Genomic DNA, 19,171 nt, shown 5'->3' with positions numbered 1-19,171 from the left:
TAATCCGTCCCTCTTCACTTTTCCGCAGACTGCCCGCTCACGGCGGGTACCCATCCCCCTTCATGGAAATCGCAGTCATCGGCGCCGGCATCGCTGGCGTCACCACCGCCTGGGAACTGGTCCAGGACGGTCATCAAGTCACGGTATTTGACCGTCGCCTCGCTGTCGCGGAAGAAGGCAGCTTCGCCAACAGCGGTCTCATCGCGCCTTCCAGCCTCATCCCCTGGGCCGCCCCAGGCATGCCGCGGCGCGCGCGGCGCCAACAGCTCGACACGTTGGCACCACTGCACCGCACCCGCCCCATGTCCATGAGCGAACGGGCCTGGCGCTGGAGACGCGCGCTACTGAGCTCGAGCACCGTCGCACGACGCATGAGTGCCCTGCGCGAACTCGCGCGCTACAGCCATGAACGTCTGCATGCGCTGGCGGCCGATCTTGAACTGGACTTCGAACGCACGCTGGGCGTGTTGATGCTGGTGCGCAGCGCCCGAGAACACGCGGCGTTGCAGCCAGGATTGCAGTTGCTGCGAGAGCTCGGTGTCCCTTTTCAGGAACTGAGTCCGGAGCAAGCGCGCACCATCGAACCGGCCCTGAATCAGGACACCGCTTTTCACGCCGCCATCCATCTGCCAAACGACGAGGCCGGCAATTGCCGCCAGTTTGCCCAGATGCTCAAGGCACAAGCCCAGGCACGCGGTGCGCAATTCGTCTTCGGCGTGGAAGTCCGCCATCTGCTCCCTGCGGCGGGGGCGAACCTCACTCACCTGCCCGCGCGGCTGCTCGCCAACATGCAGATCCAGCTTGCCGGTGAGTCACAACCACGCCGCTTCGATGCGGTTGTGATCTGCGCGGGCGCCGGTGCAGGCCACCTGCTCAAGCCCCTCTTGCGCCCTCAAGGGTTCAAACTCCCCCTGGTCACCACGCACAGCTATGCCATCAGCGCGCAGGTACGCGAACCTATGCATGCGCCTCGCAGCGCTGTGATCGACCTGCGCCACAACATCGCGCTCACGCGCATGGGCCAGCGGATCAGAGTCGGTGGTGGTGCAGTTGAGCTTGGCGGCCATGCCGACCAACAACATCCGAAGCTGGTGCAGAAGCTCTACACCGTGCTGCACGACTGGTTTCCTGGCGCGGCGCTGCTGTCGGGCAATGTCCAGACTTGGCGCGGCGGGCAGGTGATGCTGCCCGACCATGCCCCCCTGCTCGGCGCGACGACAATCCCGGGCCTTTGGTTGAACTGCGCCCACGGAGCGCTGGGCTGGACCGTCAGCTGTGGCGCGGCCCGTGTCCTGGCGGACGAGATCCGGGGGCAAGGCGGCGCCGTGCCGCTGGACGAACTGAGCATATCGCGGCTGAAACGCTGAAATACTGCACACCGCTGACGTTGACGGCGGCGCGGGAATCTGGGAAGCTGGCAAAACCAGTCACGCGCACGCCGAACATGCAAACACTCAGTCCTGAGCTGACCCGACGGCTGACGGTAGCCATCGAGAAAATGCCGGCCTTTCCGAAGAGCGTGCAGTCCATCCTGGACTTGACCCGTGACCCGAACTGCACGCCCAAGGATTTGGTGCAGATCATCGAAAAAGACCCGGTCGTCACCCTCAAGATCCTGAAGGTTGTCAACGCGGCGCAGTTCAACCTGCCCAAGCAGGTCACCTCCATCAATCACGCGGTGGTCCTGCTCGGCTTCAACACCATCAAGCATCTGGCGCTGGGCATCGCGGCCATGGGTGTGCTGCCACGCCATACCGCCGCCGGGCTGGACATGCAGCAGTACCTGCTGCACTCGCTCACCACGGCGTGTCTGGCGCGCGAATTGGCCAACCACATGAAGCATCCCGAGGCCGACCCGCTGGAGTGCTTCATCGCGGGCCTGCTCCACGATTTCGGCAAGGTGGTCTACGCCCAGCACATGCCCGATGAGTTCCGCCTGGCATTGGAAACCAGTAAGCAGTTGCACATTCCCCTGCACGAGGCGCTGCGCCAGACCGTGGGCGCCGACCACACCGTCACCGGCGCGCTGTTGCTGGAACACTGGCGCTTCGCCTGGCGCCTGGTTGAAACCATCCAGAACATGCATGGACCCCAGGTCAAGGACACGCCCATGATCGCCTGCGTCTTCGCCGCCAACCAGATCAGCAAGAAGCTGCAACTGGGTTTCGCGGGCAATCTGTACGTGGAGCCCCTGACCGAAGCCATGCGCGAGCGCCTCGGCGGCGATCTGGACACGGTGATCAACCAGTTGGGGAATATCAAACCGTTTGTCGACGAGGCGCGGCTCTTCACCCGGCTCGAAACGTGAAGTTCCCAGCTCAGAAGTTCAGCGCGAGGATGACGGCATGAAGATCAAGTTCTGGGGCGTGCGCGGCTCCATCGCTTCGCCCGGCCCACAGACTGTGCGATATGGCGGCAATACCACCTGCATCGAAGTACGCACCGACGATGACGAGATCATCATCCTGGACGCGGGCACCGGCATCTTTCCACTCTCCCAGTCCCTGATGGCCCGGCAACCCGTGCATGCCAACATCTTCATCACGCATTCGCACTGGGACCATATCCAAGGCCTGCCCTTTTTCATCCCCAACTTCGTGCCAGGCAACGTGCTGCGCCTGCACGGCGCCTATGACCCGGTCAGCGGCCAGGGCGTAGAGCAAGTCATGTCGGTGCAACTGCAGTACAGCTACTTCCCCGTGCGCGAAGCCGAATTGCGCGGCCGGGTGGAGTACGTCACGCTCACGCCCGAGCAAAGCGTGCGCATCGGCAGCGCCACCATCACGCCCTGCCTGCTCAATCACCCTGTCATCAACTACGGTTACCGGATCGAGGCCGGGGGCAAGTCCGTCTTCTTCACGGGCGACCACGAGCCTCCGTACAACATTTACCAGACCGGCGATCCGGAATACGCCGAATACCAGCACCACATCGAGGAAAAAGATGCCGCCATCCTGCGCGGCATGCAAGGCGTGGACGTGCTGATCATCGACACGTCGTACACCGCCGCCGAGTACCCGTCCAAGATTGGTTGGGGACACGGCACCTATGCCAGCAGCTTCGACTACGCCACGCGGGCCGGCGCCAAGGTGCTTTACTGCACCCACCATGAGCCGACGCGCAGCGACGACGCGCTGGAGGCCGTCTTCCGCCAAGCCTTGGCCGAGCATCCCCATGCAAGGGGATTGGACATCCGTCTGGCCGTCGAAGGTCAGGTGCACGAGTTCTGAGACACCCCAATCCGGCTCTCATGCAAGGCATCGTCCCGGGCATCGCCCATGCACTCCACGGCGCGGCCGCGACGCGACGGATCGAGCAGGCGGCGCTGGCCGGCCTGCCAGCGCACGCCCTGATGCAGCGCGCCGGCCAGGCCGTGGCGCGGCTCGCGCTGGCCATCGCGCCACATGCCCAGCGTTACTGGATCGCCTGCGGCCCCGGCAACAACGGCGGAGACGGACTGGAAGCCGCCACGCATCTGCTGCACATGGGCAAGACACCCATTGTCACTTGGCTGGGCCATGCCGGCGGCCTGCCCGAGGACGCCCGGGCGGCGCTGGACTGGGCACGTGCCGCGAACGTCGTTTTCGCCAGCGCCCCTCCCGAGGGATGCGATTGCGCGATCGACGCCCTGCTGGGACTGGGTGCAAACCGCGCCCCCGAGGGACCGATGGCCCAGCAGGTCGCACACCTCAACCAGCTCCGCGCCCAGGATCTGCCCGTGCTGTCCGTGGACCTGCCCTCAGGCCTGCATGGCGATACGGGCAATGCGCCCGGAGCCTGCGTGCAGGCCAGCCACACGCTGGCCCTGCTCACGCTCAAGCCCGGACTGTTCACCGCCCAGGGGCGAGATGCAAGCGGCGCCCTCTGGTTCGATGACCTGGGCATCGCACCCTCCTCCGCCGACGCACCGCAGGCCCTGCTCAACCCTGCCCCTGCGCCGCAGATGCGCAGGCATGCAAGCCACAAAGGCAGTTATGGAGACGTCGCCGTGATCGGCGGCGCACCGGGCATGGGCGGCGCGGCCCTGCTGGCCGCGCGGGCCGCCTTGCAGGGTGGCGCGGGCCGGGTGTATGTGGGGCTGTTGGACCTCGAGACGGCCCTGATGGACGCCACGCAGCCCGAGCTGATGCTGCGACGGCCCGAAACGCTGTTGAACATGCTGGACTCGCTCACAGTGGTCTGTGGTTGTGGGGGCGGAGAGGCCGTGCTCGCTGTCCTGCCCACACTGCTGCGCCGAGCGCCGCGCTTGGTGCTGGACGCGGACGCCCTCAACGCCGTGGCAGCGGAACCGAACCTGCAGACCCTGCTGCAAGACCGTGGTCGTCGCGACGGTGGGGTTCCGGGCACTGTCCTGACGCCGCACCCCCTGGAAGCGGCACGCATGCTGGGCACCGATGCCCGCGCCGTGCAGCAAGACAGGCTGGCCGCCGCGCAGGAATTGGCGGAACGTTTTGCCTGCACCGTTGTGCTCAAGGGTTCCGGCACGATCATCGCCGCGCCGGGGGCGCTGCCCCGCATCAATCCGACCGGCAATGCGCGACTGGCCACCGCCGGCACAGGCGACGTGCTGGCCGGCTTGATCGGAACGCGCCTGGCGCAAGGCCTGCCAGGCTTTGATGCGGCATGCGCAGCCGTCTACGCGCACGGCTTGGCGGCCGATACCTGGTCGCCCCAGCAGACGTTGACCGCCGACGCCCTGGCTCGCGCGTTGAACACCTGAGCGGTGACACGAACGCGCGTCGTGAAGCTCAACGTTTCGTCTTGCGCGCCATGGTCTTGGCCGCCGCCTTCTTGACGGCGGATTTGACAGAGGCCTTTAGCGCCTGGATCGGGCTTAGCGACGCCAGCTTGTCGCGCTTGCCGCTGGTTTTTCGGGTGGGGGACTTGGCACTGCTGGTCTTCTTGGCGCCCGTAGCCGTACGAGCTGTTTTCCTGGTCGGGCGGTCTTCGCCCATGTCCACATCTCCATCGGCTTTCTCAGACACAGACTCCCGATGCTCCCGCGCCTCGCGCACGGGCTCACGAGGCACGCCCATCTCATCGCCCTTGACGAGGCGAAAATCGATGCGCCGGCCGTCCAGATCAACGCGACTGACCTGCACCCGCACACGCGTGCCGATGGCATAACGGATACCGGTACGTTCGCCGCGCAACTCCTGTCGCGCCTCGTCGAAACGGAAGTACTCGCCACCCAATTCCGTGATGTGCACCAGCCCCTCGACGTACATGGCGTCCAGTGTGACAAAAATGCCAAAGCTGGTGGCCGCGCTGACCACGCCATAAAATTCTTCGCCCAGATGCTCGCGCATGTACTTGCACTTGAGCCAGGCTTCCACGTCACGACTGGCCTCGTCGGCCCGACGCTCGTTGGCGCTGCAATGCAGGCCAGCGGCCTGCCAGGCCAGCAGCTCGGCGCTGGCCTTCTTGGCTTTTTCGCCCGTAGCTTTGACGGTTCCACTGGAAGGCTTGCGGGCAGCCTCATTCTTCTCCAGGCGCCGGGCCAGCTTGGCGTGCGCCTCGCCCGGCGTGGGCAGGTCGGGCAGGTGATAACGAGACTTGCCCAGGATGGCCTTGATGACGCGGTGTACCAGCAAGTCCGGATAACGGCGGATGGGACTGGTGAAATGCGTGTAGGCCTCGTAGGCCAGGCCGAAGTGCCCGCTGTTGAAGGGGGTGTAGATGGCCTGCTGCATGGAACGCAGCAGCATGGTGTGGATCTGTTGCGCATCGGGCCGGTCTTTCACGGCCTCGGCGATGCGCTGGAATTCGGCTGGCTTCGGATCTTCGCCAATGGTCAGGCCGACGCCCATGGCTTTCAGGTAGTTGCGCAGGATCTCGTTCTTCTCAGGCGTCGGGCCTTCATGCACGCGGAAAAGGCCGCTGTGCTTGCTCTGGCCGATGAAATCGGCGCTGCAAACATTGGCCGCCAGCATGGCTTCCTCGATCAGGCGATGGGCCTCGTTGCGCACGCGCGGTACGATCTTTTCGATGCGCCCGCTCTCGTCGCAGACGATCTGGGTCTCGGTGGTCTCGAAATCCACCGCGCCACGCCGGGAACGCGCGGTCAGCAGCGTCCGGTAGACCTCATGGAGGTGCAGAAGGTCACCAACCCGATCCTTGCGCCGTGCCGCCTCCGCCCCGCGGGTGTTCGCGAGAATGGCCGCCACCTCCGTGTAGGTGAAACGCGCATGGCTGTGCATCACCGCCGGATAGAACTGGTAAGCCGCGATCTCCCCCTTGTCCTCACCCTCGCCCTGAATCAGCATGTCACAGACCATGCAGAGACGGTCCACGTCCGGGTTGAGGGAACACAGGCCGTTGGACAGCTTTTCCGGCAGCATGGGGATCACACGACGCGGAAAATAGACGCTGGTGGCACGCTCATAGGCATCCACGTCGATTGGCGCGCCGGTCTCCACATAGTGGCTCACGTCCGCGATCGCCACCAACAGACGCCACCCCTTCTTCGCGCCCTTGCCTCGCCCCAGCGTGACGGGTTCGCAATAGACAGCGTCATCGAAATCGCGGGCGTCCTCACCATCGATGGTGACGAGCGGCACGTCCGTCAGATCGACCCGGTTCTTCCAGTCCTGCGGACGAACCTTGTCCGGCAGAGCACGCGCCTGCGCGATGCAGGCCTCGGAGAAGTCATGCGGCACGCTGTACTTGCGCACCGCGATTTCGATCTCCATGCCGGGATCGTCAACCTCGCCCAGCACTTCCTTCACACGCCCCACCGGTTGCCCATACAAGGCGGGCGGCTCGACCAACTCCACCACCACGACCTGACCGACCCGGGCCTGCCCTGTCGCGCCTCGGGGTATCAGGATGTCCTGGCCGTAGCGCTTGTCCTCGGGCGCCACCAGCCAGACGCCACTCTCCTGCAGCAAGCGTCCAATGATGGGTTGATTGGAACGCTCGATGATTTCGACCACACGCCCCTCCGGGCGGCCTTTGCGGTCATGACGCACGACACGCACCTTGACGCGGTCTTTGTGCAACACCGCGCGCATTTCGCTGGAGGAGAGATAGATGTCCGCTTCGCCGTCGTCGCGGACCACGAAGCCGTGCCCGTCCCGGTGGCCGCTGACCGTGCCCTCGATTTCCTCGAGCAGGGCCGCTGCCGCATGCGCGGAACCGGAATGGCTGATTTTCTTGTTATACAATCTTGGTCTTGCCTGAGATGCCCAGATGGCGGAATTGGTAGACGCACTAGTTTCAGGTACTAGCGCTTAACGGCGTGGAGGTTCGAGTCCTCTTCTGGGCACCAAGTTTAGAGGCAAAACGCGGTCAAACTTCGTTCTGCCGGATAAACACTTCAAGACAAAAGCCGCTGCCGATGCCGCGGCTTTTTTCTTTTGCAGGCGGCCGAAAGGGCTGCGCATTGCACCTATAATGCGGGCTTCCTGAAGTTTGGACGTTTGTCCAGACACAAGGCCCAGATGGCGGAATTGGTAGACGCACTAGTTTCAGGTACTAGCGCTTAACGGCGTGGAGGTTCGAGTCCTCTTCTGGGCACCAGACAAAAAAAGGCCGCTGCACATGCAGCGGCCTTTTTCTTTGTGCTGGCCCCTCGACCAGGGCACAAAGATCGGGACCGAATCAGTCCGTGGCGGTGGCCTCCTCGGGCTTGGCTTTGCCTTCCTTCTTCGGCAAAGGCTGGATGTCGAGCTTGACATCGGTCTTGTCCTCGCCCTTCTCGTCCTTCACCACTTCCACGTCCACCGACAGACGGCCGCCATCGACCAGACGACCAAACAGCAACTCGTCCGCCAACGCGCGACGGATGGTGTCCTGGATCAGGCGCTGCATCGGGCGTGCGCCCATCAGTGGGTCGAAGCCCTTCTTGGCCAGGTGCTGACGTAGCGCATCGGTAAAGGTAACTTCGACCTTCTTTTCCGCGAGTTGCGTTTCCAGTTGAAGCAGGAACTTGTCCACCACGCGCAGGATGATCTGCTCATCCAGTGGCTTGAAGCTGACAATGGCGTCCAGACGGTTGCGGAACTCGGGCGTGAACAGGCGCTTGATGTCACCCATCTCGTCCCCGGCCTGGCGCGGGTTGGTGAAGCCAATGGTTGCCTTGTTCATGGTCTCGGCACCCGCGTTCGTCGTCATGACAATGATGACGTTGCGGAAATCGGCCTTGCGCCCATTGTTGTCCGTCAGCGTGCCGTGGTCCATGACCTGCAGCAGCACGTTGAAGATGTCCGGATGTGCCTTTTCGATTTCATCGAGCAGCAGCACGCAATGCGGCTTCTTGGTCACGGCTTCGGTCAGCAGGCCGCCTTGATCGAAACCGACGTAGCCCGGGGGGGCGCCGATGAGGCGACTCACCGCATGACGCTCCATGTACTCGGACATGTCGAAGCGGATCAGCTCAATGCCCAGGATGTAGGCCAGCTGCTTGGCGGCTTCGGTCTTGCCCACGCCCGTGGGGCCACTGAACAGGAAAGCACCGATCGGCTTATCCGGCTTGCCCAGGCCCGAACGCGCCATCTTGACGGCGGAAGCCAGTGCCTCCAGGGCCTTGTCCTGGCCAAAAACCACGCTCTTCAGATCCCGTTCGATGGTCTGCAGCTTGCCGCGGTCGTCATTGCTCACGTTCGCGGGCGGAATGCGCGCGATCTTGGCGACGATTTCCTCGACCTCGCTCTTGCTGATGGTCTTCTTGCGCTTGGAGGGCGGCAAGATGCGCTGGGCCGCGCCGGCCTCGTCGATCACGTCGATCGCCTTGTCGGGCAGATGCCGGTCGTTGATGTACTTGGCGCTCAGTTCCGCCGCCGCTTGCAAGGCGGCATTGGCGTACTTGACGTTGTGATGCTCCTCAAAACGGGATTTCAGGCCCTTGAGGATCTCGATGGTTTCCTGCACGCTGGGCTCCACCACGTCCACTTTCTGGAAACGACGCGACAGGGCCGCGTCCTTCTCGAAGATACCGCGGTACTCGGTGAAGGTCGTTGCGCCGATGCACTTGAGCTGGCCGCTGGACAAGGCGGGCTTGAGCAGATTGCTCGCGTCCAGCGTGCCCCCACTGGCCGCACCGGCACCGATCAGGGTGTGAATCTCGTCGATGAACAAGATGGCGTTAGGCTTGTCCTTCAGGGATTTGAGCACGCCCTTGAGGCGTTGCTCGAAATCACCGCGGTACTTGGTGCCCGCCAGCAGTGCGCCCATGTCCAGCGAATAGACGTTGGCCTCGGCCAGAATCTCGGGCACATCGTTCTGCACGATGCGCCAGGCCAGGCCTTCGGCGATGGCTGTCTTGCCCACGCCAGCCTCACCCACCAACAGCGGATTGTTCTTGCGGCGACGGCAGAGGATCTGGATGACGCGCTCGACCTCGAACTCGCGGCCGATCAGCGGATCGATCTTGCCATCCTTGGCCTGCTGGTTCAGGTTGACGGTGAACTGCTCGAGCGGCGAAGCCTTGCCGTCGCCTTTCTCCGCAGTGGTGCCTTCTTCCGCTTCACCCGCGTTGTCATTGGACTTGCTGGCTTCCGGCGGGTCACTCTTCTTGATGCCATGGGCGATGAAGTTCACCACGTCCAGGCGCGTCACTCCCTGCTGATGCAGGTAATAGACCGCGTGCGAGTCCTTTTCACCAAAGATGGCGACCAACACGTTGGCGCCGGTAACCTCTTTCTTGCCGCTGCCGGTGCTCTGCACATGCATGATGGCGCGCTGGATCACGCGCTGGAAACCGAGGGTGGGTTGCGTGTCCACTTCCTCGGTACCTGCGACCTGCGGCGTGTTGTCCTTAATGAAGTTGGTCAAGCTCTTGCGCAGGTCATCGATATTGGCCGCGCACGCTCGCAACACCTCGGCCGCGCTGGGGTTGTCCAGCAAGGCCAGAAGCAGATGCTCCACAGTGATGAATTCATGGCGCTGTTGCCGAGCCTCGACGAACGCCATGTGCAAACTGACTTCCAGTTCCTGGGCAATCATATGACTTCCTTTTGCCTTGCCGGACCCGGTATCGCGTGAAGCGGGTCACTCGTTGATCTGCGGCCTACTTTAATCCGATTCCAAAGGCCATCCAAGCCGCAGGGCGGAAGAATTGGCGAGAAATAGAAACAGAAAAAGAAACCAACTCTTTCATTCCATAGGTTCGGCCACGCACTGAAGCGGGTGCCCCGCCTTGCGAGCGGCTTCGAGCACCCGATCTACCTTGGTCGCGGCCACGTCTTTGGTATAGACGCCACAGACCGCCCGTCCATCCAGATGGATCTTGAGCATGATTTGCGTCGCCGTTTCCAGGTCCTTGTTGAAATACTCTTGTATGACCACCACCACGAATTCCATCGGGGTGTAGTCATCGTTGAGCATCACCACCTGAAACATTTGCGGTGGCTGTACCCTCTGGGGCCGTCGTTCCAGCACAACGGAATCACCACCCGCGCCGGGGTTTTCTCGATCGGGCTTGACGATAGGCTGTTTGGGAGGTGCCGGTGGTTTGCTTGCCATGTTCTTCGCCATGGCTTCATTCTATCGAGCGCGTCCACGGCTTGCCATTCAAGGGAGAGGTTCACGGGAACGGAGTTTGGGTCGGGCGGGTGGACTTCAAGCCCCTCCGAGCGCCTCGCGCAAGAACGCCTGTTCCCAGCCCAGCACCACCGCCCGCAGCGGGGATGTCGCACAATCCTGCCATTCGCTCGAAACCACCCGCAGGAAACGCCCATGATCAAGGCCCTGTCGCCCAAGCGGCACAGCACACACCTACCTCCACACCTCGCCGCAGCCCTGTCCCGCAGGCCCGGACGCCTCGCTGGACTTGTCGCCAGCTTGTTCCTGAGCCTGTGCCTCGGCTTGGTGCCTCGCCCTGGACAGACTGAGGAGGTGGCTCAGCGGGACCTGCCGCGCGCCACGCTGAACGCGGGCATGTACCTGGTCCATGTCCAAGTGGCCGCCACAGCCGAACAGCGCGCCATCGGACTGATGTACCGGACGGACCTGCGCGACAACGAGGGCATGCTTTTCATTTTCGAGAAGCCCCAGATGCAATGCTTCTGGATGAAAAACACCTACATCCCACTGACCGCCGCCTTCATCGCGGATGACGGCGCCATCGTGAACACAGTGAACATGCAACCGCGGACGACCAACTCCCATTGCTCCACCCAGCCCGTGCGCTACGTGCTTGAAGTGCGGCAAGGTTGGCTGGCGCAACATGGATTCGGCCCCGGCAAGCGCCTGACCGGGGGGCCTTTCAAGGAGAATTAAGAACGGGAGAAATGGCGCCGGCCGGATGGACCGGCCAGGCGCCTGGCTACGGTGAGACGGCGCCGCTCTCCGCACCGTCAGCTGACGCTGAAGTTCAGTTCAGTTCAGGCGCAGTGGTTCAGCCACTGACGATTCGGATGTCGCCAGCTTGAAGACATTCACAGAACGCACCATGTCCTGGGCTTGCGTACGCAGGCTGACCGCTGCGGCGGCCATCTGCTCCACCAGGGCCGCGTTCTGTTGCGTCGCGCCATCCATCTGCGAGATCGCCTGCGTGGCCTGGGCCACACCCGTGCTTTGCTCCCGGCTGGCGACGGTGATCTCGGCCACGATGCCGCTGACGCGCTGGATGCTGAGAACCACGTCGCTGATCGTCGCACCGGCGCGGTCCGCCAAGGCGCTGCCCTGCTCGACCTTGCCCACCGAATCACCGATCAGGACCTTGATCTCCTTAGCGGCCTCGGCGCTGCGCTGCGCAAGATTGCGCACCTCGCCGGCGACCACCGCGAAACCCCGTCCCAGCTCCCCTGCACGCGCCGCCTCGACCGCCGCGTTCAGGGCCAGGATATTGGTCTGGAACGCAATGCCATCGATGACACCGATGATGTCGGCGATCTTGGCCGAACTGTCGTTGATGCCGCGCATGGTTTCGACCAGTTGAGCGACCACTCCGCCGCCCTCCGCGGCCACGCCGGAGGCATTGCGCGCCAGTTCGTTGGCCTGCCCCGCGCTGCCCGCATTCCGGTTCACGGTGACACCCAGGCGCTCCATCGACACCGCCGTTTGCTTGAGCGCGCTGGCCTGATTCTCCGTGCGCGCGGACAGATCCTGATTGCCCATCGCGACTTCGCTGCTGGCGACCTGGATGCCATCAGCTGCGTGCCGCACGGCCGACACCACGCGTGTCAGCGCGCTTTGCATGCCGTCGAGCGCGCGCATCATGTCGGTGGCTTCGTCCTTGCCGATCAACGAAGGATGGGTGGTGAAGTCGCCCTGGGCGATGCGCCCGGCGAATTCCCGGGCCTGGTCCAGGGGCGCCACGATGGAACGCCCAAGCCAGCTGGCGATGGCGATGCCCAGCACGCATGACGCGGCAAAGGCAATGACGAAAACCACGAAGATGGCCGCCACCGCGCCATTGACCTTGGCGAACACGCCCTGACTGGTCTGGGCCAGCACGGCGTCCACGCCGCTGAGCTGTTCGAAGGCCTGGGTCCAGCCTGCCGCCTCGGCTGCCTTGAGGTCCAGCAGGGCTTCCTTGCTATCGGCATAACCGCTGTCGGCGAGCTTGTTGGCGAACAGCGTCAACTGCTCGCGGTAGCTTTTCATGTGCTTCGAGAAGCTGGCCAGATCGTCCCGGGATTTCTGGGTCTTGGTCCGGGCCTCGAAATCGCGCATGGCCTGGTCGATGGTGCGTTGCGCCTGGTCCCACTGCGCGCGGGCCGCCTTGATGTCCTGGGTCTCAAAGATGGAGGCTGCCATCTGGGCCGCCGCGCCGTGGCTCTCGAGCAAGGCCAGGCGCGCGGTGCCCACGATGGTATTGACGGGCAGCAGTTCCTGGGTAATGCCCGCCAGGCCCTGGCGCGCGACATGCAGGCCGAAACCTCCGATCGCGACGACGATCGCCGACAACAGAAGCAGCACCGCGAAACCCAGTTGGAGACGCACGCGGATTCTGAACTGACGCAACATGGAGAACCTCCTGGATCGAGATGGAAGCTATTTTCCGCTCCACAAATGACAGCAAGAATCCTGCCCAGAGAAAAACAAAAAAGCCGGATGCAGGGCATCCGGCTTGCGGCACGAGGAAACGCGCGAAGAAAGATCAGGCCGTTGCAGCGAGCGCGGCGTTCAAGGTCGGGCTCGGACGCATCACGGCCTCCAGCTTGGCCATGTCCGGCTTGTAATAGCCACCAATATCCACGGCCTTGCCCTGCACGTCGGTCAATTCCTTGATGATGGCCTGCTCACCGTCTGCCAACGCCTTCGCCAGCGGCGCGAACTTGGCGGCCAGGGCCTTGTCCTCGGTCTGCGCAACCAGTTCCTGTGCCCAGTAGAGCGCGATATAAAACTGGCTGCCGCGGTTGTCGAGCTGGCCAGCCTTGGGCTTGGGGTTTTTGTCGTTATCCAGGAACTTGCCCGTGGCGGTGTCCAGCGTCTTGGCCAGCACCTTGGCTTGCGCATTGCCGCTCTTGATGCCGAGATCTTCCAGCGACACGGCCAGGGCCATGAATTCGCCCAGCGAGTCCCAGCGCAGGTGGTTTTCCTCCACCAGTTGCTGCACATGCTTGGGCGCCGAGCCGCCTGCGCCGGTTTCATACATGCCGCCCCCCGCCATCAGCGGCACGATGGACAGCATCTTGGCGCTGGTGCCCAGTTCCATGATGGGGAAGAGGTCGGTCAGATAGTCGCGCAGCACGTTGCCGGTGACGGAGATTGTGTCCTGGCCCTTGCGGATGCGCGCGAGCGAGAACTTGATGGCCTCCACCGGCGGCAGGACGCGGATGTCCAGGCCCTGGGTATCGTGGTTCTTGAGGTAGGTCTCGACTTTCTTGATCACGTTGGCGTCATGGGCGCGCTGGGCATCGAGCCAGAAAATGGCCGGCGTGCCGCTGGCGCGCGCGCGCGTGACGGCGAGCTTGACCCAGTCCTGGATGGCGGCGTCCTTGGTCTGGCACATGCGCCAGATATCGCCCACCTCCACCGGATGCTCGAAAAGCGTCGCGCCGGACTCGTCGCTCACGCGTACCACGCCGTCGGCGGGAATCTGGAAGGTCTTGTCGTGCGAGCCGTATTCCTCGGCGGCCTGGGCCATCAGGCCCACGTTGGGCACGCTGCCCATGGTCACCGGGTCGAGCGCGCCGTTGGCTTTGCAATCGTCGATCGTGGCCTGGTAGATGCCAGCGTAGCAGCGGTCGGGAATCACGGCCTTGGTGTCGTAGGACTTGCCGTCCGCGCCCCACATCTGGCCACTGTTGCGGATCATCGCGGGCATGGAAGCGTCGACGATCACGTCGCTGGGCACGTGCAGGTTGGTGATGCCCTTGTCCGAATTGACCATGGCCAGGCCGGGGCCCCTGGCGTACAACGCCTGGATGTCCGCCTCGATGGCCTTGGCGGTTGCTTCGGGCAGATCCTTCAGCCGCGCGTACAGGTCGCCGATGCCGTTGTTGGGGTTGAAGCCGATCTTCTTGAGGTCGGCGTCGTACTTGGCCAGCACGTCCTTGTAATAGGCCACCACCACCTGGCCGAAGATGATGGGGTCGGAGACCTTCATCATGGTCGCCTTCAGGTGGGCCGAGAACAGCACGCCCTGGGCCTTGGCCTCGGCCACCTGGACTTCGAGGAAGCTGGCGAGCGCCTTCTTGCTCATCACCGAGGCATCGATCAGTTCACCGGCCAGCACCGGGGTTTTTTCCTTGAGCACGGTGCGGGCGCCGTCCTTGGCGATCAGTTCGATCTTGACGCTGCCGGACTTGGCAATCAGCGCGGATTTCTCGCTGCCGTAGAAATCACCGCTGCTCATGTGCGAGACATGGCTCTTGCTCGTCGCCGACCACTTGCCCATGCTGTGCGGGTTCTTGCGCGCGTAGTTCTTGACGGCCAGCGGCGCGCGGCGGTCGGAGTTGCCCTCGCGCAGCACGGGGTTCACCGCGCTGCCCGACACCTTGGCGTAACGCTGGCGGATCTTCTTTTCTTCCTCGGTCTTGGGCTCGTCCGGATAGTCCGGCACCTTGTAGCCCTTGCCCTGCAGTTCCTTGATGGCGGCCTTCAACTGCGGGATGGAGGCGCTGATGTTGGGCAGCTTGATGATGTTCGCGTCCGGCTCCAGCGTCTTCTTGCCCAGCTCGGCCAGAGTATTGGGCGTGCGCTGCTCAGGCGGCAGGAAGTCGGAAAACTCGCCGATGATGCGACCGGCCACCGAGATATCGCTGGTGTCCACCTTCACGCCCGCAGGCGCGGCAAAGGTACGGATGATGGGCAGGAAGGAAGCCGTCGCCAGCAGCGGGGCCTCGTCGGTCAGCGTGTAGATGATGGTCGGAGTGCTCATGGAGATGTCTCGGGTGGTTTTCCCAGGAAGGAACGTACGCTCACATTGTAAAAGCCCCCGGCCGCGCGACATCCGGCAGGCGGCAAAAAGGGCCTGTAGGGGTTGCCCCGCAGGCCCTTGATGGGATCTGCCCACCAGGGGCAGTCTCGCGATCAGGCGAAGTTCTTGGCCACGAAATCCCAGTTCACCAGCTTGTCGAAGAAGGTTTCGACGAACTTCTGGCGCAGATTGCGGTAGTCAATGTAATAGGCGTGTTCCCAGACGTCCACCGTCAGCAAGGCCTTGCCTTCGCCGCTCTTGAGCGGTGTGCCCGCGGCACCAGTGTTGAGGATGTCCAGGCTGCCGTCCGCCTTCTTGATGAGCCAGGTCCAGCCCGAGCCGAAGTTGCCCACGGCGCTCTTGACGAAAGCCTCCTTGAAAGCCGCGTAGCTGCCCCACTTGGCATTGATGGCCGCAGCCAATGCGCCCGTGGGTTCACCACCGCCATTCGGCTTCATGCCATTCCAGAAGAAGGTGTGGTTCCAGATCTGGGCCGCATTGTTGTAGATGCCACCGCTGGACGTCTTGACGATCTCTTCCAGCGTCTTGCTCTCGAACTCCGTGCCCTTCTGCAGGTTGTTCAGGTTCACCACGTAGGCATTGTGGTGCTTGCCATGGTGGAACTCCAGCGTTTCCTTGGAGTAGTGCGGTGCCAGGGCGTCGATGGCATAAGGCAGGGGGGGCAGGGTGTGTTCCATGGTGGTTCCTCGCGTTGTTGTGGATGAAACGGGATCGAAAGCGGAAGTCGATTGTAGGAAATTAATTCCCGGGCAAGAACGCGGACCATCGCAAGACCCTGCTCGCGGCGGTACTCATGTGGGGGCCTGGCGCCCTCGCCCAGGCGGTCTCTCAACCAGACCATCCGATGGCGACGCCACCGTCACGGCGACATGACCATCGGCCAGGGTCGCGCGTAGCCACTGCCCGGCATGGGTCTGGGCCACGCGAGTCACCGCATGGCCCTCGGCATCAACCAGCCAGGCGTAACCCCGCTGCAGGACCAGGGAGGGGTCCAGCAATTGCAGGCGCAGAGCCGCGTGGTCCAGACGTTGACGACGGGCTTGCGCATCGCGCCGCAACGCCTGCGGCCAGGCTTCGGCCCGACGCAGCAGGGCTTGGCGCTGAAGCAGCACAACGCGCGCCGCCGCATGCTGCAGACCCTGGGCCAGGCCATTGGCGCGCAGGCGCTGACGCGCCAGTCGGGCCGAAGGACGGCCGAGACGACCCAGGGCCAAGTCGAGGCGCTGGGCCGCGAGATCCAGACGCTCATGGACGGCATCGCGCAGTTGTTCCTGCAGCAAAGCCAGCGCGCCCAGCCAATTGGCTTGCGGTTCGGCCGCCAACTCTGCCGCCGCCGTGGGTGTGGGCGCGCGCAGGTCGGCTACGAAATCGGCCAGGGTGAAATCGGTTTCATGCCCCACGCCGCTCACCACCGGCACAGGGCTGCGGGCAATCGCGCGCACCAGTTGCTCGTCGTTGAAGGCCCACAAATCCTCGATGGAGCCCCCTCCACGCACCAGCAGAATCACGTCGATCTCCCCCTGCGCCGCCAAGGCGTAAAGCCGCTGCAAGGCCATCACCAGCTCCGCCGGGGCGGCCGCACCCTGCACGGCGGCCGGCGCGATACGCACCGGCACATGCGGCGCCCTGCGCCGCAAGGCAGTCGCCACGTCGCGCAGGGCGGCGGCCCCCAGGGAGGTCACCACGCCAATGCCACGCGGCAGGCGCGGCAGGTCCCGCTTGCGCGCGGCGTCGAACAGGCCCTCGGCTTCCAGCCTGGCCTTGAGGCGCAGGAACTGCTCGAACAAGGTGCCCGCGCCGGCGCGCGTCATGCTCTCGACAACGAGTTGCAGATCACCCCGGGCTTCGTAGACCGACAGGCGACCCCGCACCTCGACCTGATCCCCCTCACGGGGCGCGAAATCCAGCAGGCTGGCAGCGCGGCGGAACATTGCGCACCGCAGTTGCCCGCCGTCACGACCGTTCGGGTCCTTGAGCGTGAAATAGGCATGCCCGCTGGCAGCGAGGTTGTAGCCCGAAATCTCCCCACGCACCACGACCGGATTGAAGCGCGCGTCCAGTGCATCAGCAACCGCGCGGCACAGCGCCCCAACCTGCCAGACACGCGGCGCAGATACTGGAAATGATTGCTCAGACATCAGTCGATGTGCGCTCTGCGCACCCCCCATGACCCGCCAGACCGCGCAAAACCTTGCGCCATTTGCATGCCGTCCTGGCTTGCGGCTGACGACTACTCCACACCGCGCGGACCTTGCACGCTATTCGCAAAACCCCTGAGGCACAGCGCGCGGATCGCGAATCTGTCGTGCAAGCCTTTGATTTCATTTGATTTTTCACTGCCTCTTTTGTCATCGTTTTGACGCATGCCAAGTATTTACGCGGCTTGGCAAGCCCTGTCACCGGTTTGCCCACAAAGTTATCCACAGAATCTGTGTGTGACCGCCGCGCCAGCGCCACACCACCGAAAGCCAGGCAGAAGTCGCCGGATCTGGATCCTGTGGACCCTGGGTGGGGCCGGCTCGGACCTGACGACGGTCGGCACAGCTCGTACCGCGAGGCTGCTGATGGGTAGGCCATAATCGCGCAGCTTTCATGCACGGCGCGCACTCTCGGGCGCTGGCGTACAGCCGGCGCGGCGGTTGCGCACCGTGTGTTTCCTTGTTGGAGAACCCTTTTGTTTTCGATCATACAAGCCGCCGGCTGGCCGATCTGGCCGCTGATTCTCTGCTCCATCCTCGGACTCGCCCTGGTCATTGAACGAGCCCTCAGCCTGCAAACCGTCAAGGTCACGCCCCCCAATCTGTTGAACGAAGTGCTGCGGGCCACCCGCCGCGCCATGCCTTCGAGCGACGTGATCGCACAGTTGGAGCAGAACTCTCCCCTGGGCGAAATGCTGGCCTCGGGCCTGCGCACCGCGCAGGCCGCTCAATCGCATGCGAGCACGGCGGAGGAGCTGCGTACCGTCTTGCGCGAAGCCGTCGAAGACAGCGGCCGGCTGGTCGCGCACAAGCTGGAGCGTTACCTCTCCGCGCTGGCGACCATCGCGTCCATCGCGCCCCTGCTGGGCCTGTTCGGCACCGTGATCGGCATGATCGAAATCTTCGGCTCACAGGCGCCGACCAACGCCAGCAGCGGTGGCAACCCGGCCCAACTGGCGCACGGTATTTCGATCGCGCTTTACAACACGGCTTTCGGCTTGGTCATCGCGATTCCGACCCTGGTTTTCTGGCGCTATTTCCGGGCCCGCGTGGACAGCCACCTGCTCGCGCTGGAACTCGCGGGAGAACGCCTGGTCCAGCATCTGGTCGCGCTGCGTCAGGGCAACGCCCACAACGCCGGCGTCTGACCCGGACCGCCTCGGAAACGCCCAGCCATGCGCATCAACCTGCGTCGCCACTCGCGCACCGCCAGCGAGGAGCCTGAGATCAATCTGATTGCCTTCATCGACGTGCTGCTGGTGATCGTGATCTTCCTCATGCTCTCGACCACCTACAACAAGTTCACCGAGATGAACCTGCGCCTGCCCACGGCGGACGCCGAAAGCCCACGTGACCGGCCCCGGGAAATATTGATCACCATCAACAGCGATGGCGGCTACAGCGTCAACCGCGCATCCCTGCCCGGCCGCAATGTGCAGGACTTGATCGCTGCCTTGCGCCAGGCCATGGGCAACGCGGCCAATGGCAAGGACGCCGTGCTGATCATCAGCGCCGACGCCAACGCGCGCCACCAGTCGGTGGTGAGCGCCATGGAGGCGGCGCGTTACGTGGGTCTGTCGCAGATCACCTTCGCGGCGCAATCGCCCCAATCCGCCGGGCGTTGAGCGCCTTGGTCTCCCGC

General features: G+C 63.8%; 14 protein-coding genes and 2 tRNA genes. 9 read left to right on the top strand and 7 right to left on the bottom strand.

Annotated elements, in window-relative coordinates; translation table 11 throughout:
* The first annotated feature begins 62 nt into the window (after positions 1-62).
* The 4 genes from DW355_RS10525 to DW355_RS10510 all read left to right on the top strand — a co-directional run bounded on the left by DW355_RS10525 (position 63) and on the right by DW355_RS10510 (position 4,720).
* Entirely contained in the window at positions 63-1,367 is a 1,305-nt protein-coding gene (locus DW355_RS10525; RefSeq protein WP_131279922.1) for an FAD-dependent oxidoreductase, read from the top strand.
* Positions 1,368-1,444: 77 nt separating this feature from the next.
* A complete protein-coding gene (locus DW355_RS10520) occupies positions 1,445-2,308 on the top strand; it encodes an HDOD domain-containing protein (protein ID WP_131279920.1) in 864 nt (287 codons plus the stop codon).
* A 37-nt stretch (positions 2,309-2,345) separates the two neighbouring features.
* Positions 2,346-3,230 (top strand): MBL fold metallo-hydrolase, encoded by an 885-nt coding sequence (locus tag DW355_RS10515; RefSeq protein ID WP_131279918.1) that lies wholly within the window; start codon positions 2,346-2,348, stop codon positions 3,228-3,230.
* A gap of 20 nt (positions 3,231-3,250) precedes the next feature.
* On the top strand, positions 3,251-4,720 hold the full coding sequence (locus tag DW355_RS10510; protein WP_131279916.1) for an NAD(P)H-hydrate dehydratase: 1,470 nt from the start codon (positions 3,251-3,253) through the stop codon (positions 4,718-4,720).
* Positions 4,721-4,748: 28 nt separating this feature from the next.
* Here the strand turns inward: DW355_RS10510 and rnr are convergent, their stop codons facing one another.
* Complete coding sequence (gene rnr / locus DW355_RS10505; protein ID WP_131279914.1) at positions 4,749-7,166, bottom strand: ribonuclease R; 2,418 nt, start codon at positions 7,164-7,166, stop codon at positions 4,749-4,751.
* Between the two features lie 19 nt (positions 7,167-7,185).
* Here rnr and DW355_RS10500 point away from each other — a divergent pair.
* Positions 7,186-7,270, top strand: a tRNA-Leu gene (locus tag DW355_RS10500).
* A gap of 166 nt (positions 7,271-7,436) precedes the next feature.
* Positions 7,437-7,521: transfer RNA gene (locus tag DW355_RS10495), tRNA-Leu, on the top strand.
* Positions 7,522-7,602: 81 nt separating this feature from the next.
* Here DW355_RS10495 and clpA read toward each other — a convergent pair.
* Positions 7,603-9,945: an ATP-dependent Clp protease ATP-binding subunit ClpA gene (gene clpA / locus DW355_RS10490; RefSeq protein ID WP_131279912.1), complete on the bottom strand. Its 2,343-nt coding sequence runs from the start codon at positions 9,943-9,945 to the stop codon at positions 7,603-7,605.
* 150 nt (positions 9,946-10,095) lie between these two features.
* Positions 10,096-10,464, bottom strand: coding sequence for an ATP-dependent Clp protease adapter ClpS (gene clpS / locus DW355_RS10485; RefSeq protein WP_131282597.1), 369 nt, complete (start codon positions 10,462-10,464; stop codon positions 10,096-10,098).
* Positions 10,465-10,677: 213 nt separating this feature from the next.
* Here clpS and DW355_RS10480 point away from each other — a divergent pair, with 213 nt between their 5' ends.
* Positions 10,678-11,220, top strand: a complete 543-nt coding sequence (locus DW355_RS10480; RefSeq protein WP_242671110.1) for a DUF192 domain-containing protein — start codon at positions 10,678-10,680, stop codon at positions 11,218-11,220.
* Positions 11,221-11,319: 99 nt separating this feature from the next.
* On the opposite strand, the gene DW355_RS18395 is transcribed toward DW355_RS10480, so the two are convergent.
* From DW355_RS18395 to xseA, 4 genes are all read right to left on the bottom strand, one after another.
* Positions 11,320-12,912: a methyl-accepting chemotaxis protein gene (locus DW355_RS18395; RefSeq protein WP_131279910.1), complete on the bottom strand. Its 1,593-nt coding sequence runs from the start codon at positions 12,910-12,912 to the stop codon at positions 11,320-11,322.
* A 133-nt stretch (positions 12,913-13,045) separates the two neighbouring features.
* Entirely contained in the window at positions 13,046-15,271 is a 2,226-nt protein-coding gene (locus DW355_RS10470) for an NADP-dependent isocitrate dehydrogenase (RefSeq protein WP_131279908.1), read from the bottom strand.
* A gap of 152 nt (positions 15,272-15,423) precedes the next feature.
* Positions 15,424-16,008, bottom strand: a complete 585-nt coding sequence (locus tag DW355_RS10465; protein ID WP_131279906.1) for a superoxide dismutase — start codon at positions 16,006-16,008, stop codon at positions 15,424-15,426.
* A gap of 114 nt (positions 16,009-16,122) precedes the next feature.
* Positions 16,123-17,469, bottom strand: a complete 1,347-nt coding sequence (xseA, locus tag DW355_RS10460) for an exodeoxyribonuclease VII large subunit (RefSeq protein WP_131279905.1) — start codon at positions 17,467-17,469, stop codon at positions 16,123-16,125.
* Positions 17,470-18,005: 536 nt separating this feature from the next.
* Here xseA and DW355_RS10455 point away from each other — a divergent pair.
* Positions 18,006-18,677: a MotA/TolQ/ExbB proton channel family protein gene (locus DW355_RS10455; RefSeq protein ID WP_131279903.1), complete on the top strand. Its 672-nt coding sequence runs from the start codon at positions 18,006-18,008 to the stop codon at positions 18,675-18,677.
* 33 nt (positions 18,678-18,710) lie between these two features.
* A complete protein-coding gene (locus DW355_RS10450; protein ID WP_431733235.1) occupies positions 18,711-19,154 on the top strand; it encodes an ExbD/TolR family protein in 444 nt (147 codons plus the stop codon).
* Positions 19,155-19,171 lie beyond the last annotated feature (17 nt).

The sequence above is a fragment of the Hylemonella gracilis genome (assembly GCF_004328645.1).
In the GTDB taxonomy this organism is placed as follows: domain Bacteria; phylum Pseudomonadota; class Gammaproteobacteria; order Burkholderiales; family Burkholderiaceae_C; genus Hylemonella; species Hylemonella gracilis_B.
This window is presented reverse-complemented; position numbering and strand designations above follow the sequence as displayed.